Source organism: Neisseria sp. HMSC067H09 (assembly GCF_001814135.1).
Lineage (GTDB): Bacteria > Pseudomonadota > Gammaproteobacteria > Burkholderiales > Neisseriaceae > Neisseria.
The window spans coordinates 56,893-81,038 of sequence record NZ_KV814946.1; the positions used below are offsets into that span (position 1 = coordinate 56,893).

The window sequence follows — 24,146 nt, forward strand, 5'->3', positions numbered from 1 at the left end:
GGTTGGGTATAAGGCGGAAATAATATTGCCGCATAAAAAATATCGGCAATCCAACGCGCGATTATAGCAGCAAAGCCCGTTTGACACATCTTTCAGACGACTCTGACCCCACAAACGAAATAAACTTTGACAAAACAGGCAAATAGCAATAGAATGCTACGTTTCGCACAATGGTGTGCGGGATATTAACCATAATTCTCATGGAGTTGAGTATGTACGCGGTCGTAAAAACCGGCGGCAAACAATATAAAGTTGCCGTTGGCGAAAAATTGAAAGTAGAACAGATACCAGCCGAACTCGACAGCCAAATCGAACTGACCGAAGTTTTGATGATTGCTGACGGCGAATCTGTAAAAGTTGGCGCTCCTTTCATTGAAGGCGCAAAAGTAACAGCTAAAGTAGTAGCTCATGGTCGCGGCGAGAAAGTACGCATTTTCAAAATGCGCCGCCGTAAACACTACCAAAAACGCCAAGGCCACCGCCAAAATTTCACCCAAATCGAAATCGTGGCAATCGCCTAATTTTTGAAACTTAGGAGTATTACAAATGGCAAGTAAAAAAGCAGGCGGTAGCACCCGCAACGGTCGCGATTCAGAAGCCAAACGCTTGGGCGTAAAAGCCTACGGCAACGAGCTGATTCCGGCAGGTTCCATCATCGTCCGCCAACGCGGTACCAAATTCCACGCCGGCGACAACGTAGGCATGGGCAAAGACCACACTTTGTTCGCCAAAGTTGACGGTTATGTTGAATTCAAAACCAAAGGCGCGCTGAACCGTAAAACGGTCAGCATCCGTCCTTACACCGGTTCTGAAGAATAATCCGAGTTTGTCGTGATATTGAAAAAGCCGTATTTCTTAGGGAATACGGCTTTTTTGTTTGTATGGGTTGAGTGGTTTTACAGATCGGCATTAGCTGGGTCATTTGGTTTTTGATACGACACCTGTCATCAGCCGTCATTCAGTCTCTTTCTGCATAAGGACAAATTGTGGCGAGAATTTGCTTTTGAATTCCGGAAACCTTTTTCAAATACCTGTTTCTTGGAATTTTGATGAATTCCTGCCTGTCTGAGAATAGCTGCGGAGGATAGGTACTGCAGCAAAAATGAAGCAGATCGGTTTATATACCCAAAATTTCAGGTTTCCAATAAAACCAAAAGGTCGTCTGAAAACTTTTCAGACGACCTTTTTATCAACTGTAAATCTCAGCCCCTTTCTTCACAAACTCGACCGCTTTTTCCTCCATGCCCTGCCGTTGGGCTTTTTGCTTGTCAGCGTAGTCGCGCACTTCCTGCGTGATTTTCATCGAGCAGAATTTGGGGCCGCACATTGAGCAGAAGTGGGCGATTTTCGCGCCTTCGGCGGGCAGGGTTTCGTCGTGGAAGCTTTCGGCGCGTTCGGGGTCGAGGCTTAAGCGGAATTGGTCGCGCCAGCGGAACTCGAAACGCGCCTTGCTCAGGGCGTTGTCGCGCAACTGTGCGCCCGGCCAGCCTTTGGCAAGGTCGGCGGCGTGGGCGGCGAGTTTGTAGGTGATGATGCCGGTGCGCACGTCTTCTTTGTCGGGCAGGCCGAGATGCTCTTTCGGGGTAACGTAGCAGAGCATGGCTGTGCCGTACCAGCCGATATTGGTCGCGCCTATGCCCGAAGTGATGTGGTCGTAGCCGGGGGCGATGTCGGTAACGAGCGGGCCGAGTGTGTAGAAAGGCGCTTCAAAGCAGTGTTGCAGCTCTTCGGTCATGTTTTCTTTGACGCGTTGCAACGGGACATGGCCGGGGCCTTCGATCATGACTTGTACGTCGTGTTCCCACGCTTTGGCGGTCAATTCGCCCAAGGTGTGCAGCTCGGCAAATTGGGATTCGTCGTTGGCATCGGCAATGCAGCCGGGGCGCAGGCCGTCGCCGAGGCTGAACGACACGTCGTAGGCTTTCATGATTTCGCAGATTTCGTCGAAATGCGTGTAGAGGAAGTTTTCCTGATGATGGGCGAGGCACCATTTCGCCATGATGGAACCGCCACGCGATACGATGCCGGTGAGGCGGTTGGCGGTCATCGGCACATAGCGCAGCAACACGCCCGCGTGTATGGTGAAATAGTCCACGCCTTGTTCCGCCTGCTCGATTAAGGTGTCGCGGAACAAATCCCAAGTCAAATCTTCGGCGATGCCTCCGGTTTTTTCCAAAGCCTGATAGATGGGCACGGTGCCGATGGGGACGGGCGCGTTGCGGATAATCCATTCGCGCGTTTCGTGGATGTGCGCGCCTGTGGACAAATCCATAATCGTGTCTGCGCCCCAACGCAGCGACCACACCATTTTTTCGACTTCTTCGGTCAGGCTGGAGGTTACGGCGGAATTGCCCAAGTTGCCGTTGATTTTGACGCGGAAGTTGCGGCCGATAATCATCGGTTCGAGTTCGGGGTGGTTGATGTTGGCAGGGATAATCGCGCGTCCGGCGGCGATTTCTCGGCGCACGAATTCGGGTGTGATTTGGTCGGGATGGGTCGGGATGTTCGCGCCGAAACTTTGCCCTGCGTGCTGTTTCAAGAGCTTGGCGTATTCGGGTCGTCTGAAAAGTTCGTCCAGCTTCATGCGTTCGCGTATGGCGACAAATTCCATTTCGGGCGTGATGATGCCTTGGCGTGCATAATGGAGCTGGGTTACGTTTCTGCCTGCTTTGGCGCGGCGTGGGCGGGTGATTTGGTTGAAACGCAGATGGGCGGTTTGCGGGTCGTGCGCGCGTTCGATGCCGTATTCGCTGGAAAGCTTGGGCAGGATTTCTGTATCGCCGCGTTCGTCCAGCCATGCGGTGCGGACGTGCGGCAAACCTTGTTTCAGGTCGATGTGTGCCGCCGGATCGCCGTATACGCCGCTGGTGTCATAGACGGGAATCGGCGGGTTGGCTTCCGTGCCTTGCGCCGTGTAGGTGTCGTCTTGACGGATTTCGCGCAAAGGCACGCGGATGTCGTCGCGGCTGCCTTGCAGATACACGCGTTCCGAGTTCGGATATTTGAAGCGGATGCCGATGTCTTCGCTCAAGTCGGCAAGCTCACGCGCTTCGTTGCCGGAGGTTTTGGCGGTTTTCTTTGGCGTAGTCATAAAAAATGCTCCTGTTTTCTCGTTTGAAAAGAAGAAACAGGAGCGTTTTGCTTTTTCAGACGACCCCATATCAAAAAAGGTCGTCTGAAAGACAGAATCCGTGAAAACTCCCCACGCAGGTATTATCCCGATCGGGTGTAAAGGGTATTTCTCAGCCGCCTGAACATCAGGCAGCACCCCTGTTTCGTAAGAGAAGGATTATAAACCACGATTGGGGTTTATTGGAAATCTTAACAGGATTGACATCGGTATTTTAAGGAATGAATTGCTTGAATATCGAGGGGATAGCTATATTGTGTTTCCATAAATCGAAACGTCGTCTGAAAAGCAGGACAACTTTTTCAGACGACGTTTGGTATGGCACAAATTTAGGATAACGGGTTCCGTTACCCTAAATCTACCGCTTATTTATTGTTCGGATGGGATTCCATCGGCGCAGACAAAGGCAGTTCGGGCATGGTGCGGGCGGAGTCGGAAACGCTGCCGGACAGTGTTTTCAGGAAGGCAACGATGTTTTCAGTTTCTTCCGGAGTCAGGTCTTTACCCAGCTGCGCTTTACCCATGATGGTAACAGCTTTGTCCAATTCCCAAACGCTGCCGTTGTGGAAATATGGATAAGTTTTGGCGACGTTGCGCAAGCCTGGTACGCGGAAGAAGAATTCGTCTTCAGCTTTTTTGGTTACGTCGGCACGGCCTTTGTCGTGTTTCGGATCTTCGATGAATTTCCAGTACGGTCCTTCAACCAAACCGAATTTTTGGAAGGTTGCGCCGCCGAGGTTGACGCCGCTGTGGCAGGCGATACAGCCGTTGTCCATAAAGGCGCGCACGCCTTTGCGCTCTTGCTCGTTCAGGGCGTTGACGTTGCCTTTGAGGTAGTCATCCCATTTGGTCGGTGTCAGCAGGGTGCGTTCGAATGCGCCCAGTGCGGCGGTAATGTTTTTGAAGGAAACTGCGCCGTCTTCGGGGAAGGCGGTTTTAAACAGTTCTTGATATTCGGGGATTTTGGCAATTTTGGCAGCGGCTGCTTCTTGTGAGTCGTTTGCCATTTCCACAGGGTTCACCAACGGTCCGCCGGCTTGCTCTTCAACGTCGGCCGCGCGGCCGTCCCAGAACTGCATGCCGAGCAAGGCGGCGTTTAAAGCGGTCGGGGAGTTGCGTCCGCCGAACTGTCCTTTATGACCTTGGCTGGTCGGCAGGTTGTCCACGCCTGCGGTGGCGAGGTTGTGGCAGGAGTTGCAGCTTACGGTATTGCCTTTGGAGAGGCGTGGCTCATACCATCATAATTGATGGCCGAGTTTGACTTGTTCTTCAGTAAACGGGCGCAGTTTCTGCATTTCTTCGGCACTCGGCAGCGGTTTGAAGATGCCTTGTGCGCGTTTGAGCAGCTCTTGATCTTCAGGAGAAGCATTGCTGTCAACGGCGGCTTGGGACGACGCTGCTGAGGCAGCCGAAGCAGCGTCAGGGGTCGTCTGAACGGCAGAGGCTTCGGTCGGGGCGGAAGCAGGTTTTTGTTCCTTGCTTTCCTGTCCGCCACAGGCGGCCAATGCGGATAAAACGGCAAGCGACAGGAGTAGTCGGGTGTTGCGGTAGTTCATGGCGTGTTCCTTTTTTGTAGTGGATATTATTATGAATAAGTACCGTTTCCGTTAATTGCCGTGATGGATGGCGGACGAAAATAGGGAGTGGTATTTCGCTTTATTTGCGTCCGTTTGATATGTCCGGCTTTTTTATCCCTGAAGTATAGACGGTAAGTACGGTTCGACCTTTGCTGTAAATCAACATCAATTTTTCAATAGTGATAGGCAATATATGCGATAGCTGCCTACATCTCCATGCGTTTTTCATGTTGAATAGGTCTCTATCGCTTGCACTGCCAAGCCGATTGGTTTAAATTAAACGACAATTTACCGTTGGAAGACATACAATGAAAATCACCGTCATCGGCGCAGGTTCTTGGGGTACAGCCCTTGCCCTGCACTTTGCCCGCCACGGCAACGAAGTCGCCCTTTGGACACGCAATCCCGAACAAGTCCGTACATTGCAGGCAGAACGTGAAAACAAACACGGCTTGCCCGGTTTCCCTTTCCCTGAATCCTTAACCGTTTACGCTGATTTGGGTGATGCACTCAAAGACAGCGGGCTCGTCCTTGTCGTAACTTCTGTCGCAGGTTTGAGAAGCAGCGCAGAACTCCTCAAACAACACAATGCCGACCATATCCCTGTCCTTGCCGCCTGCAAAGGCTTTGAACAAGACACAGGGCTATTGACCTTCCAAGTATTGAAAGAAGTATTGCCTGAGAACAAAAAAATCGGCGTGCTGTCAGGTCCGAGCTTTGCCCAAGAACTCGCCAAACAACTGCCTTGCGCCGTGGTTGTCGCCTCAGAAAATCAGGAATGGATTGAGGAATTGGTGCCGCAACTCAACACCAACGTAATGCGCCTTTACGGCAGCACGGACGTTATCGGCGTGGCTGTCGGCGGTGCCGTCAAAAACGTGATGGCAATCGCCACCGGTCTTTCCGACGGTCTCGAATACGGGCTCAATGCGCGTGCGGCGCTGGTGACGCGCGGTCTCGCCGAGATTACCCGTCTTGCCATGGCTATGGGTGCGCAGCCCAAAACCATGATGGGGCTTGCCGGCATCGGCGACCTTATCCTGACCTGTACCGGCGCGCTTTCGCGCAACCGCCGTGTCGGTTTGGGTTTGGCAGAAGGCAAAGAACTGCATCAAGTGTTAGTGGAAATCGGCCATGTTTCCGAGGGCGTCAGCACCATCGAAGAAGTGTTTAACACCGCTGTGAAATACCAAATCGATATGCCCATTACCCAAACCCTGCTGCAACTCATCCGCAAGGAAATGACCCCGCAGCAAGTGGCAGAAAGGCTCATGGAGCGCAGCGCGCGCTTTGAGTAAGATCGAACGGCAAAGGTCGTCTGAAAACATCAAGCTAAAAAGTTTCAGACGACCTCAAGATTCGGCAGCGATTGACATCCCTGCATCATCATCCTAATATCCTGACCGCCTGCCACCATGCGGCAATACGGAAGCCTATACATGAATCAATCACTCGACACCTTGGAAGTCAGCGTTTACCAGCTGGCCCAAAAATTTGAAACCCTTGTTGGTGAAAACCGCCGCCTTAATGAAGAAATCGACCGCCTCAAGCTCGAGCATGAACAACAAAAGCGCGAACACGAAGCCGCCGTTGACGAATTGAGCGAAGCGTTGCTCGTGCAAGTCGGCAAACTCAAAGAAGACCTTCAAGGCAAAATCGACAATCTTAATGCCGAAAAAGAACAATACCGCAGCGCGTTGGGGCAGACTGCAGAAAAAATCCGCCAGCTCATTTCCCGCCTGCCGCAAGAAACGCAATCATAAGGACACGCCATGAGTATCGAACAAGTCAGCCTCGACATCATGAATGTCAATTTCACCATCAACACCCCGAGTGAAGAAAAAGATACCCTGCTCCAAGCTGTTGATATGCTCAACAAAAAAAGTGCCGCCATCAAAGAGAGCGGACGCATTGTCGGCAGTGATAAAATCGCCATTATGACCGCGCTCAACGTTGTCCACGACCTCCTTAAAATCACACTCAAAGACGATTTGGCAATAGGTGAATTTGAGCGTAAAATAACCGACATGAACAACGCCTGCCAAAAAGCTTTGGCGCGGTTGGAACAAAACTGATTTTTCTTTTTCCCTGCGGTGTCCGCGAAGGCATATATTCCTTTGAACCAATAAGTTCGCTTAAGGTTGCCGGGAGTTGCAGTGGGCGCGAGCGTCTATCCTTAGATGCACCCGAAACTGCCCGAGGTGACCGCCTTGTCAACAAGGTTCAAGCGGATTCAGCCAAAACGGCTCTCGCGGGGATTCCCATATCAAGCCATGCCCGATTGCGGCATGGCTTTCATTTATCATCGGCTTCGACGTCGTCTGAAAAACCAAACTTAAAATCAAAAAACATATCCCGATATTTTGAATCAACAGCAATGTTTTCCAACCTAAAAACAACATTTCCCAATGCATAAAAACGCCATCATAGAAAAAACACTTTCAGACGACCCCAATCCGATTGACAAAAGCCAATCCCATCTTTAAAATTCACAACTTTCTATATCTATCTGGATTTCCACTATGAAAACCTTTTCAGCGAAACCCCACGAGGTGAAGCGCGAATGGTTCGTTATCGACGCCCAAGACAAAGTTCTGGGTCGCGTTGCAGCCGAAGTCGCACACCGTCTGCGTGGCAAGCACAAACCTGAATACACCCCCCACGTTGACACCGGCGACTACATCATCGTCATCAACGCGGACAAACTGCGTGTAACCGGTGCCAAATTTGAAGACAAAAAATACTTCCGTCACTCCGGCTTCCCCGGCGGTATCTACGAGCGTACTTTCCGTGAAATGCAAGAGCAATTCCCGGGTCGTGCTTTGGAACAAGCCGTAAAAGGCATGCTGCCTAAAGGCCCATTGGGTTACGCCATGATTAAAAAACTGAAAGTGTACGCTGGTGCAGAACACGCCCATGCCGCACAACAACCCAAAGTTTTGGAATTGAAATAAGGACACGACATGAACGGTAAATACTACTACGGCACAGGCCGCCGCAAAAGTTCAGTGGCTCGTGTATTCCTGACTAAAGGTACCGGCCAAATCATCGTAAACGGTCGCCCCGTTGACGAATTCTTCGCCCGCGAAACCAGCCGCATGGTTGTTCGCCAACCTTTGGTCCTGACTGAAAACGCTGAAGCGTTTGACATCAAAGTCAACGTTATCGGCGGCGGTGAAACCGGTCAATCCGGCGCTATCCGTCACGGCATCACCCGCGCCCTGATCGACTTCGACGCTGCGCTGAAACCTGCCTTGTCTCAAGCCGGTTTCGTGACTCGCGATGCTCGTGAAGTTGAACGTAAAAAACCAGGTCTGCGCAAAGCACGCCGCGCAAAACAATTCTCCAAACGTTAATTCGTTTTTGGAATCTCAAAAAGCCCTGCAATGCAGGGCTTTTTTGTGTGAAGCTCGTGACATCTAAGTATTGAAACTATTAAAAGAATAATGAAACCCTCTCCAAAAAATGGATTTCAATAAGTAGGAGATGCCTGTTTTTAAGATGCAGGTATGTAATAGAAATGTTTGGGATGCTGCTGTGAATTTTAATTTCATGAAGCTACATTTAATGAAGTGTTGTAAATTAACTAATATGAATAATAGAAAATGTACCGTTTATCCAAATAAACTAACGTTTATCTTACATTCTGAGCAATTTATTCAAAAAATTTCACTTCTTAACAGCATTTAATACTAAGGCTTGTATAATGCAAAGTGCTGACACACACTGCTCTTTTATCCCTTTTGGGCGGTGCAGCAAGTAAGACGTTTTCCCGCAATGTATTGGCCATTCATACTTCTCCCTTGGTATGAATGGTTTTTTTTATCTAAGTTTTTTATGTTGCCTTATGAAGATGAAGAGGTCATCTGAAATATATTTTCAGACGACCTTTGTGATTTTGTATCCCGCCTTATTTGAAAAATTGTCCGCAGCATGCCTTGAATTTTTTTCCTGAACCGCAGATGCAGGCTTGCTTCATTGTCGGGAGTGCAACGGTTGGATCAATAAAGTACCAGTATCCGTCAATATTGACGAATGTAGATAGTTCATGATGGCATGCCGTTTCAGCTCCATCTTGAAAATGGGCATTAAATTCAACTTGGGCGTGGCGTTTGCCGATGAGGGTATGGTGGATTACTTCTAATCCCAGCCAAAAGGTTCCTTGACTCCATTGCTGCATTTCTTCTTGATTCAGCAGATTTTGCTGGGAGGGAACTGTGGTGGCAACGATATAACCAATATTATGTAACACATAGGCACTGTATCTTGAGCGCATCAATTTTTCGGCAGTTTGCGGATGAGATTGATGAGTATGGAAAGGGTGGCAGCATTCAGCGTAGGGTAGGGAAGAAGAACATGGACAAGGGGTAGGGGGCATGGAGGATGTCCTATTAATGTTTTTATTTTATTGAGAGAATAAAAGTCTATTTGGCAAGTCGTCTGGAACAAAAAATATCCGAAATATTCATTTATTCGGTATTATTTATTGCGTAGGAACATTATTTTACAAGGTTTTTTGATACAATACCTTAGCTCCGTCCCGACAATGCCGGAATGCTATTCCTGCGTCCGCTCGGACGGTCTGCCATAAATAAAACAGTTATTTCCCGCCAAACATCAAGGCCGCCCGCTCTATGCACGAAACTTTTTCCCTCGCACCCATCGTTATCGTCCTCCTCGTTTCCGTCATTACGGTGATTTATTGCCGTAAATTCAACATTCCTTCCATGCTCGGTTATCTTTTGGTTGGTTTTATCGCCGGTCCGGGTATGTTGAAGCTGATTCCGCAAGGCCATGCTACTGATTATCTGGGCGAAATCGGTATCGTATTCCTGATGTTCAGTATCGGTCTCGAATTCTCCCTACCCAAGCTCAAAGCCATGCGCCGCTTAGTGTTCGGGCTGGGCGGTTTGCAGGTCATTGTGACCATGTTGTCGATTATCGGCATTTTGATGTTGATGGGCGTCAGCTTTAATTGGGCGTTTGCCGCAGCAGGGGCGATGACCATGTCGTCCACGGCAATCGTCAGCCGCATCCTGTCCGAGAAAACCGAATTGGGACAGCCGCACGGTCAAATGGCAATGGGCGTCTTGTTGATGCAGGATATTGCCGTCGTACCACTGATGATCCTGATTCCCGCGTTGTCAGGAAAGGGCGATGAAGGCAGCCTGTGGGCGGCGCTCGGTCTTGCCGGATTGAAAATGCTGGTCACGCTGGGCGTATTATTCGTCGTCGGTAGCAAGGTGATGTCGCGCTGGTTCAGAATGGTCGCCAAACGCAAGTCGTCTGAATTGTTCATGATCAACGTCTTGCTGGTAACCTTAGGCGTAGCTTATCTGACCGAACTGGAAGGCTTGTCGATGGCATTGGGCGCATTCGTCGCCGGTATGCTGCTTTCGGAAACGGAATACCGTTTTCAGGTGGAAGACGACATCCGCCCGTTCCGCGATATTCTGCTTGGTTTCTTCTTTATCACGGTCGGCATGAAACTGGATATCCAGGCTTTAATCGGCGGCTGGCAGCAGATTCTGATTTTGCTGGCAATCCTGCTGGTATTGAAAGCATTGGTCGTCTTTTTCATCGCTTTGCATATGAAGCATCCGATTGCGGACAGCTTGAAAACAGCCCTCTATTTAGCACAAGGTGGCGAATTTGGTTTTGTGATGTTAAACATCTCCAGCAAAATCAATATGGTGTCGCCAGAGCTGGAACAGGCGGCTACGGCAGCGATTCTGTTGTCCATGATTATCGCCCCATTTATCTTGGGAAGCAGCGATGCTATCGTCAGCCGTTTTGTCAAATCAAGCTGGGATATGAAGGCATTGGATTTGCACAGCATGTTGGTAGAAACCATGAGCAAATCCGACCACGTCCTGATTATCGGTTTCGGACGCGGCGGTCAGACCGTCGGACGCGTCTTGGCTCAGGAAAACATCCCCTACTTCGCCCTCGACCTTGATATCGGCAGGGTTCAGGTGGCGCGCAATGCGGGCGAGCCAGTTTCGTTCGGCGATGCCAAGCGGCGGGAAGTCTTGGAAGCCGCAGGTTTGGAACGCGCCAAAATGGTGGTTATTACCCTGAACAATATGCACGAAACTCAGCATGTTCTCGACAATATCATGTCCTTGCATCCGAGTATGCCTGTGTATGTTCGGGCGACCAATGACGATTACGTTAAAATCTTCACAGATATGGGCGCAGAAGAAGCAGTATCCGATACCAAAGAAACTAGCTTAGTGCTGGCAAGCTACGCCATGTTGGGCAATGGCGCGACATACAGCCACGTTTATCAAACCATTACCAACATCCGACACAGCCGCTACGCCTCTCTGGAAGGCTTGTTTGTCGGCAGCGATGATGAAAACGGATTCGGTGAAGAAGGCAAATCCATATGCCGCCACGCCTTCCCCCTGACCGGCGAAGCCTACGCCATCGGCAAGACCATCCGTGATTTGCCTTTGGATAACGCCGGCATCAAACTTCTATTTATCCGCCGAAACACAAGCAGGATAGAAAACCCCGACTTGGATTTCCAGCTTCAACCAAATGATATTTTGGTCGTCGCAGGCCGACAAGAGGAAATTATTTCTTTTGAAAACTGGAGTTTGCAAGGAAATACCTGATACACTGAAAAATAAAGCTTGCGTGGCGGATGCTTTTTTGATTTAATAGCGTCTTCGCAAATGCAGCGACAAGGGTGATTAGCTCAGTTGGTAGAGCGTCTGCCTTACAAGCAGAATGTCGGCGGTTCGACTCCGTCATCACCCACCAAGTTTCCTTTCATTGTTGCAAAACAATGATGCGCGGTGGTAGCTCAGTTGGTTAGAGTACCGGCCTGTCACGCCGGGGGTCGCGGGTTCGAGCCCCGTCCGCCGCGCCAAATTTCAAAAATACTGACATCGTCGGTATTTTTTATTTTCGGGTGATTAGCTCAGTTGGTAGAGCGTCTGCCTTACAAGCAGAATGTCGGCGGTTCGACTCCGTCATCACCCACCAAGTTTCCTTTCATTGTTGCAAAACAATGATGCGCGGTGGTAGCTCAGTTGGTTAGAGTACCGGCCTGTCACGCCGGGGGTCGCGGGTTCGAGCCCCGTCCGCCGCGCCAAATTTTAAAAATACCGGCTTTTGCCGGTATTTTTTACGTGTAAGAAACGAACGTGGAGAGGGCTGCTATTGGGCCTCAGGCGACATCTTATAGAGATTTCACTTTAAAGCAGGATAGGGTAGAGAAGTGGTCGGCTGTATAGAGAGTCTGCAGTTGATTACCTTGTGCTTTCGAACCTTAGTAAATCGTGTTCTCTTTGAGTTAAGGTGAGGTAACGTTGTTTTGGTTTGAAGTTAAACCATTGTAGGTTCTAATTTTGTTTAAGGTCGTCTGAAAAACAGAAATCCATACCGGATTATGCTTTTCAGACGACCTTTATGATTGGTAGGAACGATAGACTTTCCAAGCCTGACGTTTAACGCCACGCGGCGACAAACTCGTTCCAATGCTGCTTGTCCTGAGCCTGTCCGGTCAGGTAATGCTTCAGCCGTTTGACTTCCACTTCATACTCGTCCGCGTCCAAAGCGCCGCTCATCAGGCGGAAGCGCAAGAACATTAAATAAGTGTTTGCCGCATCGGTTTCGCAATAATCGCGGATGTCTTTCAGACGACCTGCGTGGAACGCCTCCCAAACTTTGCTGCCGTCCATGCCCAGTTTGCCAGGGAAGCCGCAAAGTTTCGCCATATCGTCCAGCGGCACATTGGCACGCGGTTGGTACAGGGCGAGCAGATCCATCAGGTCGCAATGGCGGTTGTGGTAGCGGCTGATGTAGTTGTTCCACTTGAAATCACGGCTGTCGCCGAAATCGCCCTCGCCCATATCCCAATAACGCGCCGCCGCAATGCCGTGTATCAGCGCGCGGTAATGCAGGACGGGCAGATCGAAGCCGCCGCCGTTCCAACTGACCAATTGCGGCGTATGGCTTTCGATAAGGTCGAAAAATTTGGCGATCATTTCCTCTTCGCTGTCGTGCATTTCGCCTATGGTGCCGACGTGGATTTTGTCCTGCCCCCAACGCATACAGCAGGAAATGGCGACTACTTGGTGCAGGTGGTGCTGCATAAAGTCAGAGCCGTTTTGGGCGCGGCGTTTCTGCTGGGCGAACAAGACCACCTCGTCGTCCGGCAAAGAAGCAGGCAGGTCGTACAACAGGCGGATGCCGTTCACATCAGGTACGGTTTCAATATCGAAAGCCAAAATCGGGGTCATGGGCGACTCCTCAAATTCAATCAAAACAGATTAAAACAGACAACAGGATAACGGCATTGTGGCATGTTTCCGCATTTATTGACAGTCAAATCACACCGCCGCCCCACCATTCCATCTGCCTGTACACCTACCCAAAACACCGTCAAAACAGTAAAATCCCCCTTTTATCCCAATTCGAACCATAAGCCATGCTCACCTTCCAACAAATCATCTTCAAACTGCAAACATTCTGGGCAGACAAAGGCTGCACCGTCATCCAACCTTTCGACATGGAAGTCGGCGCCGGTACTTCCCACCCCGCCACCTGCCTGCGCGCGCTCGGCCCAGAGCCTTGGTTTGCCGCCTACGTCCAACCCAGCCGCCGCCCCAAAGACGGCCGCTACGGCGACAACCCCAACCGCCTGCAACACTATTACCAATTCCAAGTCGCCCTCAAACCCGCTCCCGCCAATATCCAAGACCTCTATCTCGACTCCCTGCGCGAATTGGGCATCGACCCAAAAGTCCACGACATCCGCTTTGTTGAAGACGACTGGGAAAACCCCACCCTCGGCGCATGGGGCTTGGGCTGGGAAGTCTGGCTCAACGGCATGGAAGTGACCCAGTTCACCTACTTCCAACAAGTCGGCGGCATCGACTGCACGCCTGTACTCGGCGAAATCACCTACGGCATCGAACGCTTGGCGATGTACCTGCAAGGCGTGGAAAACGTCTATGACCTCGTTTGGGCAAAAACGCTGGACGGCAACACCGTCACCTACGGCGACGTGTACCACCAAAACGAAGTCGAACAATCCACCTACAACTTCGAATACAGTGATGCCGACTGGCTGCTGCGCCAGTTCAACGACTACGAAGCGCAAGCCAAACGCCTGCTCGCCGAAGAAAACGCCAGCCTCGCCCTGCCCGCCTACGAGCTTGTCCTCAAAGCCGGACACACTTTCAACCTCTTAGACGCACGCGGCGCCATTTCCGTTACCGAACGCGCCACTTACATCGGCCGCATCCGCGCCCTCAGCCGCACCGTAGCGCAGAAATACGTCGAAAGCCGCGAGAAACTGGGCTTCCCGTTGATTAAAAAATAACGATACGTCGTCTGAAACAGGTTTTCAGACGACCTTTATTGCGTATCCATTAATACAGGCCGTACGGCATATGCAGGATTTATAAGCAGCGCCTACGGACAAACAGAAAGTCTCACATGACAACCCAAACCCTTTTAATCGAACTCCTTACCGAAGAACTTCCCCCCAAAGCCCTGAATAATTTAGGCAACCACTTCGCCGCTTCTGTTGCCGAAGGCTTGGAAAAAGCGCAACTGATTGACGGCGCAGCCGAATATACCGCCTACGCCTCGCCGCGCCGTTTGGCCGTTCAAGTTAAAAACGTGAAAGCCGTTCAAGCCGATCAGAAAATCGTGAAAAAAGGCCCTGCCGTGGCGAATGCCATGAAAGATGGTGCGCCGACCAAGGCTTTGGAAGGTTTCGCACGCGGCGCAGGCGCGAAAATCGAAGACTTGACCATCGTCCACGACGGCAAGCAGGATGTGTACGCTTACGAATACATCCAAACCGGCAAACCGTTGGGCGAACTTTTGGAAGACATTATCAATCAAGCCGTTAAGAAACTGCCGATTCCGAAAGTAATGCGTTGGGGCAGCAGCACGTTTACCTTCGTGCGCCCCGTTCACGGGCTGATTGTGCTGCACGGCGGCGACATCGTGAACGTCAGCGTTTTGGGTCTGCAAAGCGGCAATCAAACCTTGGGACACCGCTTCCTGTCCAGCGGCGAAATCACTATTACAAACGCCGACAGCTACGCCGCACAAATGCGCGAGCAAGGCAAAGTCGTTGCTTCGTTTGCCGAGCGCAAAGCCGTGATTCAGACGGCTTTGAACGAGCAGGCAGGTCGTCTGAAAGCCACCGTAGCCGCCGATGAAGCCCTGCTGGACGAAGTGACCGCGCTGGTTGAATGGCCTGTGGTATTGGAAGCCGGTTTTGAAGAACATTTCCTCGCCGTGCCGCAGGAATGCCTGATTCTGACCATGCAGCAAAACCAAAAATACTTCCCGCTGCTCGACCAAAACGGCAAGCTGATGAACCGCTTCCTGCTGGTCTCCAACCTGCAAACCGAAGACCCGTCGCACATCATCCAAGGCAACGAACGCGTTTTGCGCGCGCGCCTGTCTGATGCCGAATTCTTCTACAAGCAAGACCAGAAAGCGACTTTGGAAAGCCGCCTGCCCAAGCTGGCAAACGTGGTGTACCACAACAAAATCGGTTCGCAAGCCGAACGCATCGAACGCCTGCAAAGCATCGCCGCCCACATCGCCAAAGCTTTGGGCGCAGATGCCGCCGCAGCCGAACGCGCCGCGCGTTTGGCGAAAGCCGACTTGGTGACCGAAATGGTCGGTGAGTTCCCCGAACTGCAAGGCACGATGGGCAAATACTACGCCCGCTTAGACGGCGAAACCGAAGAAATCGCCGAAGCCGTCGAGCAGCACTATCAACCGCGTTTTGCCGGCGACAACCTGCCGAACGGCAAAGTCGCCACCGCCGTGGCGCTGGCCGACAAGCTGGAAACCTTGGTCGGCATTTGGGGCATCGGCCTGATTCCTACCGGCGACAAAGACCCCTACGCCCTGCGCCGCGCCGCCTTGGGTATTTTGCGGATGCTGATGCAGTATGGTTTGGACGTAAACGAGCTGATTCAGACGACCTTCGACAGCTTTCCCAAAGGTTTGCTCAACGAGAAAACGCCGTCTGAAACCGCCGACTTCATGCAGGCGCGCCTTGCCGTGTTGCTGCAAAACGACTATCCGCAAGACATCGTCGCCGCCGTACTCGCCAAACAGCCGCGCCGTTTGGACGATTTGACCGCCAAACTGCAAGCCGTTGCCGCGTTCAAACAACTGCCCGAAGCCGCCGCGCTCGCCGCCGCCAACAAACGCGTGCAAAACCTGCTGAAAAAAGCCGATGCCGAGTTGGGCGAAGTCGATGAAAGCCTGCTGCAACAAGACGAAGAAAAAGCCCTGTATGCTGCCGCACAAGACTTGCAGCCGAAAATCGCCGCCGCCGTTGCCGAAGGCAATTTTCAGACGGCCTTGTCCGAACTGGCTTCCGTCAAACCGCAAGTCGATGCCTTCTTCGACGGCGTAATGGTGATGGCGGAAGACCCCGCCGTAAAACAAAACCGCCTGAATTTGCTGAACCGTTTGGCAGAACAGATGAACGCGGTAGCGGATATTGCGCTCTTGGGTGAATAATATATAGCCGTAAACAAAGGTCGTCTGAAAACGGACAAGCAGCTTTGCCCAACGTTTTCAGACGACCTTTTTGATTGTTTCAGGTTTGCGGTTGTGGGGTAGGTGGTAGGTAACGGATTTATAGTGGATTAACTTTAAACCAGGACGGCGTTACCTCGCCTTAGCTCAAAGAGAACGATTCTCTAAGGTGCTGAGGCACCAAGTGAATCGGTTCCGTACTATATGTACTGTCTGCGGCTTCGTCGTCTTGTCCTGATTTAAATTTAATCCACTATAATTAAACGTTGATTGACTATACATGATTGACTTTGAATGATTCAAACTCAAAGGGTCGTCTGAAAACGGATTTCAGACGACCCTTTCGCTATGTGGCAAACACGCTTGGAGGATTTGCGCAGATAGGCCTTAAACTTTGGTTTCTTCGGCTTGCTGTGCTTCTTGAGCGGTTTGTTCCGCCTTAATCGCTTCCAATGCGGCGAATTGTTCGGCGACACCTTGTTCAATTTTCGACAGGCTGGCGGATTTTGCTTCGTGGTAGGCTTCTTCTAAGGCGTAGCTGAAGCCGACATCGTCTGTGCCGCCGTGGCTTTTGATGACGATGCCGCGCAGGCCGAGCAGAATGGCGCCGTTGAATTTGCGCGGATCCAGTTTGCTTTTCAAGCCTTTCAGGGCGGGGAGGGCGGCGACGGCGGCCATTTTGTTGAACAGGTTGCGTTGGAATTCCTGACGGATGGCTCCGCTCATGAATTTGACCGCGCCTTCGATGGTTTTGAGCATGATGTTGCCGACAAAGCCGTCTGCGACAATCACGTCGGCTTCGCCGTACAGGACGCCGTTGCTTTCAATGTTGCCGATGAAATTCAGTTTGCTGCTTTTGAGCAGTTTGAAGGTTTGTTTGACGGTGTCCGTGCCTTTGATGTCTTCGGTGCCGACGTTAAGCAGGCCGACGCGCGGGCTGCCTTTTTGCGGGTAGAGGGCTTGGAAGAGTTCGTTGCCGATGATGGCGAACTGTACGAGCTGCTCAGGCGTGCAGTCGACGTTTGCGCCCAAATCGAGGGCGAGGGTCAGGTGTTCGCTGTCTGAGGGCAGGAACTTGGCGATGGCGGGGCGGTCGATGCCGGGAATGGTTTTGAGGACGAAGCGGGCGGTTGCCATGAGCGCGCCGGTGTTGCCGGCGGATACGGCGGCTTGCGCGTTGCCTTCTTTGACTTGGTTGATGGCAATGCGCATGGAGGAGTCTTTTTTATTTTTCAGGGCAAGCTGAGGGGCTTCGTCCATGCCGACGACTTCGGAGGCATGGAGTACGGTAATGCGCTCCATCGGCGCGTTGGCTGCGGAGAGGGCTTGGCGGACGGCGGATTCGTCGCCGACCATAATGAGGTGTACGTCTTGCTGCTGTTTCAAAAAGGCAAGTGCACCGGGGACGGTAACTGCGAGACCTGAGTCGCCGCCCATGGCATCTACGGCCAATGTAATCATGTTGTTCTCCGGTTTGTGCTGTGAAGCGGAAGAGGGACGGTGTCGGCTGCCTCTGTGGGTTTGTTCGGCTTCACAGTCGGTTTCAGACGACCTTTTTGCGATACGCGGTACGGGGTCGTCTGAAAAGGGGTGTATGTGTGGTCGTGGGCTTCGGATTGAAGGGTTGCGTTCCACATTCTAATGCGTTTTATGAAGATGCGCTGAAAAGAGGCAAAATCTCGTTTTGTCGGTGTTCTACGGATTTCGCTTTTACCGTTTCGGGAGAAGGCGGGCTTCTCCGTCGCGGGCTTATTTTTTGCCTTCGGCGGCAAGGCGGTTGTGTTCGTCGATGTCGAGTGCGTCCCAAGGGTAGTTGATCCACCAGTCTTCTACGGTAAGGCCGCTGAAGTAGGGGATGCCTTCGGGGATTTTGCCGACTTTGGCTTTGATTTTTTCGTGCAGGACGGCAACACCGATGGTGCCGAAATCTTCTTTTTGCAACTCGGTCAGGCAGAATTCCATGGTCACGCGGCTGTCGTCGACTTCATCGACTACGAGCACATTCTTGCCTTTCAACGCGTCAGGCACGGGGTCGAGCCATTGGACTTTTTTGACTTCTTCCGTTACCTGTCCTTCGTTGTCGCTGTCGTAATAGGCGGTGGTTACGGCGTAAATCGGGATTTCCAAAAAGCAGCGCAGCATACGGGCGGGGATGAAGCCGCCGCCGCCGATGGCGATCATGGCATCGTATTTGACGCCGGAGTTTTGGATTTTTTCCGCCAACGCTTTGATAACGCGGTGGATGTCGTCGTAGGTGTACCAGATTTTCTGTTTCATGGCGATTCCCGATTCAATGGGGTGTATCAGTTTGAACTGCAAGGATTTTGTGCTGCATTTTGAAGTATGAGCAGGCATGGAGTCGGGCAGTTCGGATGTAATGTAAAAAAGCCAGCATTGCATGGCAATATTCTGGCTTTTTCAGTCAGTCGAATAAGATTATTCGCCTTTGGCTTTCACTACTTTACGGCCGCGGTACATACCGTTGGGGGAAATGTGGTGCGGGCGGTGTACTTCGCCGGTTACGCTGTCAACAGACAGAGAAGGCGCGGTCAAAGCGTCGTGAGAGCGGTGCATACCGCGTTTGGAAGGGGATTTTTTGTTTTGTTGAACGGCCATTTCAAGCTCCTAGATAAATAAAACTGTGTCCTGATTAACTGCTTTTCAAACCTGCTAAAACAGCAAAAGGGTTGGGTTTGTCCTGATTGACTTGTTCCAGCGCGGCATTGTCGCAGTTTTCGTGGCGCGGGGAGAAGGGGAGCGACATTAGGATTTGGTCTTCCACCAACCCGCGTACGTCGAGTTCTTTCTCAATCGGCATGCCTTCCAACTCTTCGTCGGCAAGCATTGCTTCATCCAAGTCCTCTTCGTTGGCGAACAAAACAATACGGCTGGTTTCGTCGAGCGTAAACGGCATGGGGCGGATACATCGTTGGCAAATCAGCGGCATATCGGCTTTGACGTTCAAATCGAGAAACAAACGCTGCAGTCGGTCGCGTCCGCCGCTCAGCGTAAACGACACTTTGGTCTGTTTGTCGGCCGGATAATCGTGCGAACGGACTCGTTCGTCCAATTCCTCAAGCAGGAAGCTGCCTTGCAGGGTCTGCTTTTCGGAGGCGAAAACTTCTGGGTCAATCAAATTAGGGTCTGACATAAACGGGGTATGATATAATTTCGACAGTCTAACGTCAATATTTTTAAGCAAAATATGAGTGCAAAACTGCCTTTGATATTGGGTTCGGGTTCGGTGTTCCGCCGCGCGCAGCTCGAACGTTTGGGTATTGATTTTCAAACTGCCGCGCCTGATTTCGACGAAACGCCTGCTGCGGGTGAAAACGCGGCGGATACTGCCTTGCGTTTGGCGGAAGGGAAGGCGCGTTCGCTGGCGGCTCGATTTCCTGCCGCGTTGGTGATCGGCGCGGATCAAGTGGCGTGGTGCAATGACCGCCAGTTGGGCAAACCGATGAACGTCGCAAATGCACAACAAATGCTCAGGGATTTGAGCGGCAGAAAGATTGAATTTTACAGCGCAATCGTGCTTTTGAATACTGCTTCGGGACGCATTCAGCGCCATGTCGATAACACGTCGGTTGTGATGCGCGTGCTGACAGACGGGCAGATTGAGCGTTATCTGGCGCGCGAGCCGGATGCGGTTTACTGCGCGGGTGCGGCGAAGAGCGAGGGCTTGGGCGCGGCGTTGTTAGAGCGCATAGACAGCAGCGACCCGAACGCGCTTATCGGTTTGCCCATCTTCAAACTGGTCGAGTTTTTAAAAAACGAAGGCGTAGAAGTCATTTAGGTCGTCTGAAAACAGCCGTTTGACGGTTTCAGACGACCTTCCGTATAGGAAACACCATCATGTCCCCGATTCTTTACCTGATCCCCACCCCTTTGGGTGCGCCCGATACACCCTGCCTGCTGCCGCACGAACAGACGCAGATTACCGGATTGACCGATTTCGTGGTTGAGGCCGAAAAAACCGCCCGCGCCCATTTGAAACATTTGGGCATCACGACCCCCATCCGCGAGCTGAACCTGCAAACCCTCAACGAACACACCGACCTGAAAACCCTGCCCGAGCTTCTGAAACCTTTGCAGGAAGGGCGCAGCATGGGCATCCTCAGCGAAGCGGGTTGTCCCGCGGTTGCCGATCCCGGCGCGAATTTGGTGGCATTGGCGCACCGACACGGCTATGAAGTCCGTCCGCTGGTCGGCCCGTCCAGCCTGTTACTCGCGCTGATGGCGTCGGGGGCGAACGGGCAAAATTTCGCGTTCAAAGGCTATCTGCCGTCCGAGAAAAGCGAGCGTATTGCCGCTTTGAAGAGCTTGGAACAGCGTTCGCGCCAGCAAAACGAAACCCAACTTTTCATCGAAACGCCTTACCGCAACGACGCGCTGCTTGCCGATGCACTGGAAACCCTGCATCCTGAAACCCGTCTCTGCACCGCAACCGACCTGACTTTGCCGACGCAGGAAATCATCAGCCAAACCGTTGCCGCTTGGCGGAAATCGAAAACGCTGCCGAATTTAAAAAAACGCCCGACAATATTTGTGTTGCACGCAGGTTAGGGAAGTAGGGGCGGGCGGTTGGATGAATTAGAGCCCGCCATACTGGAAAAGGTCGTCTGAAACCTTCCAGATAAGGTTTTCAGACGACCTTTGTTTTATCTAAAGCTTATCCCTGCTTCAACATCATGCTGCCCATTTGACCCAGCCCATCGCCCAAGTCAGCAGAATCAATCCGCCGAAGACGATGCGGTAATAGGCAAACGGAACATAGTTTTTGCTGGACACGAATTTCAATAGCGATTTAATCGCCAAGAGGCCTGCCAAGAAGGCAGCGATGAAACCGACGGCAATCAGGCCGACATCCTGCAAAGTAAAGAGTTTGTAGTGTTTCAATACGTCATAGCCGGTGGCGGCAATCATCATCGGCACGGCGAGGAAGAAAGAAAATTCGGTCGCAGCTTTGCGCTCGATGCCCCACAGCATACCGCCCATAATCGTACTGCCCGAACGCGAAGTCCCCGGCACCAGCGCGCAGATTTGGGCGCAGCCGACCACAAGCGCGTCGATCGGGCGCATTTCGTCCACACTTTTGACTTTCGGTTTGATTGTGCTTTGGCGTTTTTCGACCCATAAAATAAAGAATCCGCCCAATACCAACATGGTGGCGACGGTAATCGGGTTAAACAGATATAATTTAATTTGTTTGCTAAACAGCAAACCTACGACTGCCGCTGGCACGAACGCGACGGCAAGGTTCAACACGAAGCGGTTGGCGGTGCGGTCTTTGCCCAGTCCGGATAAAACGGAGGTAAAACGTTGACGGTATTCAAAAATCACGGCAAGTACCGCGCCCAGTTGGATGGCAATTTCAAATACTTTGCCGTTGCTGTGGAAATTGAGCAGGTCGCCCAATACAATCAAGTGGCCGGTACTTGAAATCGGCAGAAATTCCGTTAAGCCTTCCACAATGCCCATAATCAGGGCTTTTAATAAAGTCAAAATGTCCATATTGCTTTCTTTTTTGGTTTTCAGACGACGTTTGCCCGTCTGGATTTCAGGATGAAGCGGTATCGGAATCGGAAAAATGCTGCGGTATGACGGTATTTGCCCCATCCCTTAGGAGTATCGTTTTTATGGATTTTACGCCACCCAAAACAAACAGACAGTTCGGAAACCGCCTGTTTTTTTGCGGTCATTCCGAAACTGCCTGGCTAAATTCCGTCAGCGCGCGGCTTTGCCGGAACGCTCTTGGCGGACTTTGTTAATCAGCTCGCCTATGATTTTCTGCCCATTCGCCCAATCGCTGCTGAATATGACCCGATATTTGCCGCCGACGATGACGTCCGGCGTGCCGTCGATACGGTAAGTCTCGGTCAGGCTTTGCATTTTTTTAGCGGCTGCGAGGCTCGCGGGTGCGTCGTATGCGGCAATCAGTTTTTTGCTGTCAAAGCTTTTTTGTGCCGCCGCCCAGCTTTTGAAAGTGGCGGTATCTGCCAAATTGATTTTCTGTTCGTGTACGGCTTTGAATATAGCGGGGTTTGCCTGATACTTCAAACCCGAAGCGTTAACCGCCGCGGCAACCCGCGCCAAGCCCAGCATTTCAGGCATCCAGACGACGTGTTCGGTACGCAGGTAAACGTCTTTCGGGAAAGTTTTGCTGTATGACAGTAAGACGGGATCAAAGTTTTGGCAATGTATGCAGAAATAGCCGAAAAATTCCAAAACTTCGATTTTGGATGCGTCTCGTTGCGGAATCGGTTTGTTCAAAACCGTGTAATCCACACCTTCGACCGCAGCCTGCGCGCTTGCGGAAAAGGCAAGCGCGAGGCTGAGGAGGACGGCTGCCGGTTTGGTTGTCCGTTTCATTGCCGCCTCCTTATTGTGCCGAACGCATCAGGCTGTTGATATTGTGTTTTTGCAAGTCTTTCTGAACGTTTTTCGCGGCTTCAGACGACATGCTGTTGCTTTGTACGCGGTAAACGGTTTTGTCGCCGTTGGTGCGCTCGACTACTTTGGACGAAATGCCCAGCATGGCGAGTTTGGCACGTTGCGCGTCGGCGCTGTTGCGGTCGGCGTACGAACCCATTTGCAGGATGACTTTTTTACCGCCTTCCGCAGTTTTGGCTTCGGCTTTGGCGTTGTCGGCTTTGGCGGTTTGTTTGTCCGCTTCGGCTTTTTTCACTTCTTTCGCCGCGCCTTTATTTGCTTCCTGACGGGCTTTTTCGATGCTGCCGCTGTTCAGGATTTGCTCGGGGGTCGGTTTGTTGGTTTTGGCCGTTTCGGTTTTCTTGGCTTCGGCGGCTTTCTTCTCTGCCGCTTTTTTCTCGGAAAGTTTGCGTTCGGCGCGCGCTTTTTGTTTGTCCGTCAACTCGGCTGCCTTTTTGGTTTTATCGGCGGCTTCTTTGTCGGCTTTTTCTTTTTCTGCGCGTTTTTTCGCAAGCTCTGCCTTTTTCTCGGCGAGTTTTTGTCTCAACTCGCGTTCGGCAGCGTCTTTGTCTTCTTTTTCAGCTTCGCGCAGGGCTTTTTCTGCTTCGCGGGCTTCGTCTTCCGCTTCATGGACGGCACGCTCTTTTTCCGCTTTTTCTTTGTCCGCGCGTTCTTTCTCGGCTTTGGCTTTATCTGCCTTTTCTTTCGCTTCTTTGTCTGCGCGTTCTTTTTCTTTGGCCGCCGCATCGTCGTCGGCTTCGCTGCGTTTCTGTTCGGGCTTGGCTTCTTCTGCCGGACGCTCTTTCTCTACGGGAACGACGACAGGCTGTTCTTCAGTCTCAGGCTTGGATTCAGGTTTGGATTTTTCCTGCGGCTTGAGGATTTCAGGCTCGGTTTGCTGTTTTTGAGGCTCGGTCGCGCCCTTGAAGGCGTTCGGTGTGTCTTGATTCAGAAAATACAGGATGCCCCCGATCACGCCGGTGGCGAGGATGAGGCCGAAGAAAAAGCCGAAAAGGCCTTTGCCGTATTGAGTGTTCTTATTCATGAGATACCTATATTGATGATGCCGTTCAGACGACCTTTTGGCGGCAGAGGAATCTGCTGCTGCCATCGGCAGGGACGGGTCATTTTATCAATATCCTTTATATTGGGCAAAAATGCGCCGTTTGTTTACATGGTTTTTACGAAAACCGCCGTGATGTTAGGACGCGCTGACAATTGACCGACGACAGGCTTCTTTTGCCCGAACAGAATACTCCGCATTGGACACACCAGCAAGATACCCGGCCCGTCTAAACTTTTATAGTGGATTAACTTTAAATCAGGACAAGGCGACGAAGCCGCAGACAGTACAGATCCGATTCACTTGGTGCTTCAGCACCTTAGAGAATCGTTATCTTTGAGCTAAGGCGAGGTAATACCGTACCGGTTTAAAGTTAATCCACTATACTTTGAATCTTCCGTTTTCA

General features: G+C 51.6%; 23 protein-coding genes, 4 tRNA genes, 1 other RNA gene, 1 pseudogene and 1 riboswitch. Of the genes and pseudogenes, 17 read left to right on the forward strand and 12 right to left on the reverse strand.

The features are described from left to right. The first annotated feature begins 212 nt into the window (after window positions 1-212). Both rplU and rpmA read left to right on the forward strand, forming a co-directional pair. Window positions 213-521 carry a 50S ribosomal protein L21 gene (gene rplU, locus HMPREF2954_RS10220; RefSeq protein ID WP_003763980.1) on the forward strand — a complete coding sequence of 103 codons (309 nt, stop codon included), beginning with the start codon at window positions 213-215 and terminating at the stop codon, window positions 519-521. 25 nt (window positions 522-546) lie between these two features. Then, the gene (gene rpmA, locus HMPREF2954_RS10225; RefSeq protein WP_002212328.1) at window positions 547-819 is read left to right on the forward strand and encodes a 50S ribosomal protein L27; all 273 of its coding nucleotides are present in this window, start codon (window positions 547-549) and stop codon (window positions 817-819) included. Window positions 820-1,189: 370 nt separating this feature from the next. On the opposite strand, the gene thiC is transcribed toward rpmA, so the two are convergent. After that, window positions 1,190-3,091 carry a phosphomethylpyrimidine synthase ThiC gene (gene thiC, locus HMPREF2954_RS10230; RefSeq protein WP_045073155.1) on the reverse strand — a complete coding sequence of 634 codons (1,902 nt, stop codon included), beginning with the start codon at window positions 3,089-3,091 and terminating at the stop codon, window positions 1,190-1,192. A 91-nt stretch (window positions 3,092-3,182) separates the two neighbouring features. Beyond that, a riboswitch (TPP riboswitch) is annotated at window positions 3,183-3,282 on the reverse strand. A gap of 213 nt (window positions 3,283-3,495) precedes the next feature. Continuing rightward, window positions 3,496-4,686: pseudogene (locus HMPREF2954_RS10235) on the reverse strand (cytochrome-c peroxidase). 329 nt (window positions 4,687-5,015) lie between these two features. On the opposite strand from HMPREF2954_RS10235, the gene HMPREF2954_RS10240 reads away from it, so the two are divergent. The 6 genes from HMPREF2954_RS10240 (at window position 5,016) to rpsI (ending at window position 8,063) form a co-directional block, all read left to right on the forward strand. Then, the gene (locus HMPREF2954_RS10240) at window positions 5,016-6,005 is read left to right on the forward strand and encodes an NAD(P)H-dependent glycerol-3-phosphate dehydrogenase (protein ID WP_045073158.1); all 990 of its coding nucleotides are present in this window, start codon (window positions 5,016-5,018) and stop codon (window positions 6,003-6,005) included. A 141-nt stretch (window positions 6,006-6,146) separates the two neighbouring features. After that, window positions 6,147-6,470, forward strand: coding sequence for a hypothetical protein (locus tag HMPREF2954_RS10245; protein WP_045073161.1), 324 nt, complete (start codon window positions 6,147-6,149; stop codon window positions 6,468-6,470). A 9-nt stretch (window positions 6,471-6,479) separates the two neighbouring features. Beyond that, a complete protein-coding gene (locus HMPREF2954_RS10250; RefSeq protein ID WP_003744050.1) occupies window positions 6,480-6,782 on the forward strand; it encodes a cell division protein ZapA in 303 nt (100 codons plus the stop codon). A gap of 7 nt (window positions 6,783-6,789) precedes the next feature. After that, window positions 6,790-6,969: non-coding RNA, 6S RNA (gene ssrS, locus HMPREF2954_RS10255), on the forward strand. 260 nt (window positions 6,970-7,229) lie between these two features. Further along, window positions 7,230-7,661 carry a 50S ribosomal protein L13 gene (gene rplM / locus HMPREF2954_RS10260; RefSeq protein WP_003744049.1) on the forward strand — a complete coding sequence of 144 codons (432 nt, stop codon included), beginning with the start codon at window positions 7,230-7,232 and terminating at the stop codon, window positions 7,659-7,661. A gap of 9 nt (window positions 7,662-7,670) precedes the next feature. After that, window positions 7,671-8,063 (forward strand): 30S ribosomal protein S9, encoded by a 393-nt coding sequence (gene rpsI / locus HMPREF2954_RS10265; protein WP_003744048.1) that lies wholly within the window; start codon window positions 7,671-7,673, stop codon window positions 8,061-8,063. Between the two features lie 554 nt (window positions 8,064-8,617). Here the strand turns inward: rpsI and HMPREF2954_RS11940 are convergent. Beyond that, window positions 8,618-9,085 carry a YchJ family protein gene (locus HMPREF2954_RS11940; protein ID WP_082054510.1) on the reverse strand — a complete coding sequence of 156 codons (468 nt, stop codon included), beginning with the start codon at window positions 9,083-9,085 and terminating at the stop codon, window positions 8,618-8,620. Between the two features lie 256 nt (window positions 9,086-9,341). Here HMPREF2954_RS11940 and HMPREF2954_RS10270 point away from each other — a divergent pair, with 256 nt between their 5' ends. From HMPREF2954_RS10270 to HMPREF2954_RS10290, 5 genes are all read left to right on the forward strand, one after another. Then, entirely contained in the window at window positions 9,342-11,330 is a 1,989-nt protein-coding gene (locus tag HMPREF2954_RS10270; RefSeq protein ID WP_045073165.1) for a monovalent cation:proton antiporter family protein, read from the forward strand. A 72-nt stretch (window positions 11,331-11,402) separates the two neighbouring features. Then, window positions 11,403-11,478: transfer RNA gene (locus tag HMPREF2954_RS10275), tRNA-Val, on the forward strand. A 32-nt stretch (window positions 11,479-11,510) separates the two neighbouring features. Beyond that, a tRNA-Asp gene (locus tag HMPREF2954_RS10280) sits at window positions 11,511-11,587 on the forward strand. A gap of 40 nt (window positions 11,588-11,627) precedes the next feature. Continuing rightward, window positions 11,628-11,703: transfer RNA gene (locus HMPREF2954_RS10285), tRNA-Val, on the forward strand. Window positions 11,704-11,735: 32 nt separating this feature from the next. Next, window positions 11,736-11,812, forward strand: a tRNA-Asp gene (locus HMPREF2954_RS10290). A gap of 355 nt (window positions 11,813-12,167) precedes the next feature. On the opposite strand, the gene HMPREF2954_RS10295 is transcribed toward HMPREF2954_RS10290, so the two are convergent. Beyond that, the gene (locus tag HMPREF2954_RS10295; RefSeq protein ID WP_003744040.1) at window positions 12,168-12,962 is read right to left on the reverse strand and encodes a 3'-5' exonuclease; all 795 of its coding nucleotides are present in this window, start codon (window positions 12,960-12,962) and stop codon (window positions 12,168-12,170) included. Between the two features lie 188 nt (window positions 12,963-13,150). On the opposite strand from HMPREF2954_RS10295, the gene glyQ reads away from it, so the two are divergent. Both glyQ and glyS read left to right on the forward strand, forming a co-directional pair. Further along, window positions 13,151-14,047 carry a glycine--tRNA ligase subunit alpha gene (gene glyQ / locus HMPREF2954_RS10300; RefSeq protein WP_003744037.1) on the forward strand — a complete coding sequence of 299 codons (897 nt, stop codon included), beginning with the start codon at window positions 13,151-13,153 and terminating at the stop codon, window positions 14,045-14,047. 116 nt (window positions 14,048-14,163) lie between these two features. Next, a complete protein-coding gene (glyS, locus tag HMPREF2954_RS10305; protein WP_045073167.1) occupies window positions 14,164-16,227 on the forward strand; it encodes a glycine--tRNA ligase subunit beta in 2,064 nt (687 codons plus the stop codon). Between the two features lie 405 nt (window positions 16,228-16,632). On the opposite strand, the gene plsX is transcribed toward glyS, so the two are convergent. From plsX to HMPREF2954_RS10325, 5 genes are all read right to left on the reverse strand, one after another. Beyond that, a complete protein-coding gene (gene plsX, locus HMPREF2954_RS10310; protein WP_045073170.1) occupies window positions 16,633-17,706 on the reverse strand; it encodes a phosphate acyltransferase PlsX in 1,074 nt (357 codons plus the stop codon). Continuing rightward, window positions 17,703-17,882 (reverse strand): hypothetical protein, encoded by a 180-nt coding sequence (locus tag HMPREF2954_RS11945; protein WP_082054511.1) that lies wholly within the window; start codon window positions 17,880-17,882, stop codon window positions 17,703-17,705. The genes plsX and HMPREF2954_RS11945 overlap by 4 nt, the downstream gene beginning before the upstream one ends. Before the next feature lie 112 nt (window positions 17,883-17,994). Continuing rightward, on the reverse strand, window positions 17,995-18,522 hold the full coding sequence (locus tag HMPREF2954_RS10315; RefSeq protein ID WP_029609809.1) for a phosphoribosyltransferase: 528 nt from the start codon (window positions 18,520-18,522) through the stop codon (window positions 17,995-17,997). 159 nt (window positions 18,523-18,681) lie between these two features. Then, on the reverse strand, window positions 18,682-18,861 hold the full coding sequence (gene rpmF, locus HMPREF2954_RS10320) for a 50S ribosomal protein L32 (protein ID WP_003744026.1): 180 nt from the start codon (window positions 18,859-18,861) through the stop codon (window positions 18,682-18,684). Window positions 18,862-18,895: 34 nt separating this feature from the next. Next, window positions 18,896-19,396 (reverse strand): YceD family protein, encoded by a 501-nt coding sequence (locus tag HMPREF2954_RS10325; protein ID WP_003776445.1) that lies wholly within the window; start codon window positions 19,394-19,396, stop codon window positions 18,896-18,898. A gap of 54 nt (window positions 19,397-19,450) precedes the next feature. Between HMPREF2954_RS10325 and HMPREF2954_RS10330 the strand changes: the two genes are divergently transcribed. Both HMPREF2954_RS10330 and HMPREF2954_RS10335 read left to right on the forward strand, forming a co-directional pair. Then, window positions 19,451-20,041 (forward strand): Maf family protein, encoded by a 591-nt coding sequence (locus HMPREF2954_RS10330; protein ID WP_045073173.1) that lies wholly within the window; start codon window positions 19,451-19,453, stop codon window positions 20,039-20,041. A gap of 59 nt (window positions 20,042-20,100) precedes the next feature. Continuing rightward, window positions 20,101-20,811: an SAM-dependent methyltransferase gene (locus HMPREF2954_RS10335; RefSeq protein WP_070689120.1), complete on the forward strand. Its 711-nt coding sequence runs from the start codon at window positions 20,101-20,103 to the stop codon at window positions 20,809-20,811. Between the two features lie 123 nt (window positions 20,812-20,934). On the opposite strand, the gene HMPREF2954_RS10340 is transcribed toward HMPREF2954_RS10335, so the two are convergent. The 3 genes from HMPREF2954_RS10340 to HMPREF2954_RS10350 all read right to left on the reverse strand — a co-directional run bounded on the left by HMPREF2954_RS10340 (window position 20,935) and on the right by HMPREF2954_RS10350 (window position 23,722). Beyond that, a complete protein-coding gene (locus tag HMPREF2954_RS10340; RefSeq protein WP_039408878.1) occupies window positions 20,935-21,759 on the reverse strand; it encodes an undecaprenyl-diphosphate phosphatase in 825 nt (274 codons plus the stop codon). A 213-nt stretch (window positions 21,760-21,972) separates the two neighbouring features. Beyond that, a complete protein-coding gene (locus HMPREF2954_RS10345) occupies window positions 21,973-22,617 on the reverse strand; it encodes a thiol:disulfide interchange protein DsbA/DsbL (RefSeq protein WP_045073178.1) in 645 nt (214 codons plus the stop codon). A 10-nt stretch (window positions 22,618-22,627) separates the two neighbouring features. Further along, window positions 22,628-23,722, reverse strand: a complete 1,095-nt coding sequence (locus HMPREF2954_RS10350; RefSeq protein WP_045073181.1) for an SPOR domain-containing protein — start codon at window positions 23,720-23,722, stop codon at window positions 22,628-22,630. Window positions 23,723-24,146 lie beyond the last annotated feature (424 nt).

Bases quoted from the DNA above. Each gene is read 5' to 3' on its own strand.
- rplU (WP_003763980.1), top strand. From the start codon at position 213: ATGTACGCGGTCGTAAAAACCGGCGGCAAACAATATAAAGTTGCCGTT.
- rpmA (WP_002212328.1), top strand. From the start codon at position 547: ATGGCAAGTAAAAAAGCAGGCGGTAGCACCCGCAACGGTCGCGATTCA.
- thiC (WP_045073155.1), bottom strand. From the start codon at position 3,091: ATGACTACGCCAAAGAAAACCGCCAAAACCTCCGGCAACGAAGCGCGT.
- HMPREF2954_RS10240 (WP_045073158.1), top strand. From the start codon at position 5,016: ATGAAAATCACCGTCATCGGCGCAGGTTCTTGGGGTACAGCCCTTGCC.
- HMPREF2954_RS10245 (WP_045073161.1), top strand. From the start codon at position 6,147: ATGAATCAATCACTCGACACCTTGGAAGTCAGCGTTTACCAGCTGGCC.
- HMPREF2954_RS10250 (WP_003744050.1), top strand. From the start codon at position 6,480: ATGAGTATCGAACAAGTCAGCCTCGACATCATGAATGTCAATTTCACC.
- rplM (WP_003744049.1), top strand. From the start codon at position 7,230: ATGAAAACCTTTTCAGCGAAACCCCACGAGGTGAAGCGCGAATGGTTC.
- rpsI (WP_003744048.1), top strand. From the start codon at position 7,671: ATGAACGGTAAATACTACTACGGCACAGGCCGCCGCAAAAGTTCAGTG.
- HMPREF2954_RS11940 (WP_082054510.1), bottom strand. From the start codon at position 9,085: ATGCCCCCTACCCCTTGTCCATGTTCTTCTTCCCTACCCTACGCTGAA.
- HMPREF2954_RS10270 (WP_045073165.1), top strand. From the start codon at position 9,342: ATGCACGAAACTTTTTCCCTCGCACCCATCGTTATCGTCCTCCTCGTT.
- HMPREF2954_RS10295 (WP_003744040.1), bottom strand. From the start codon at position 12,962: ATGACCCCGATTTTGGCTTTCGATATTGAAACCGTACCTGATGTGAAC.
- glyQ (WP_003744037.1), top strand. From the start codon at position 13,151: ATGCTCACCTTCCAACAAATCATCTTCAAACTGCAAACATTCTGGGCA.
- glyS (WP_045073167.1), top strand. From the start codon at position 14,164: ATGACAACCCAAACCCTTTTAATCGAACTCCTTACCGAAGAACTTCCC.
- plsX (WP_045073170.1), bottom strand. From the start codon at position 17,706: ATGATTACATTGGCCGTAGATGCCATGGGCGGCGACTCAGGTCTCGCA.
- HMPREF2954_RS11945 (WP_082054511.1), bottom strand. From the start codon at position 17,882: ATGTGGAACGCAACCCTTCAATCCGAAGCCCACGACCACACATACACC.
- HMPREF2954_RS10315 (WP_029609809.1), bottom strand. From the start codon at position 18,522: ATGAAACAGAAAATCTGGTACACCTACGACGACATCCACCGCGTTATC.
- rpmF (WP_003744026.1), bottom strand. From the start codon at position 18,861: ATGGCCGTTCAACAAAACAAAAAATCCCCTTCCAAACGCGGTATGCAC.
- HMPREF2954_RS10325 (WP_003776445.1), bottom strand. From the start codon at position 19,396: ATGTCAGACCCTAATTTGATTGACCCAGAAGTTTTCGCCTCCGAAAAG.
- HMPREF2954_RS10330 (WP_045073173.1), top strand. From the start codon at position 19,451: ATGAGTGCAAAACTGCCTTTGATATTGGGTTCGGGTTCGGTGTTCCGC.
- HMPREF2954_RS10335 (WP_070689120.1), top strand. From the start codon at position 20,101: ATGTCCCCGATTCTTTACCTGATCCCCACCCCTTTGGGTGCGCCCGAT.
- HMPREF2954_RS10340 (WP_039408878.1), bottom strand. From the start codon at position 21,759: ATGGACATTTTGACTTTATTAAAAGCCCTGATTATGGGCATTGTGGAA.
- HMPREF2954_RS10345 (WP_045073178.1), bottom strand. From the start codon at position 22,617: ATGAAACGGACAACCAAACCGGCAGCCGTCCTCCTCAGCCTCGCGCTT.
- HMPREF2954_RS10350 (WP_045073181.1), bottom strand. From the start codon at position 23,722: ATGAATAAGAACACTCAATACGGCAAAGGCCTTTTCGGCTTTTTCTTC.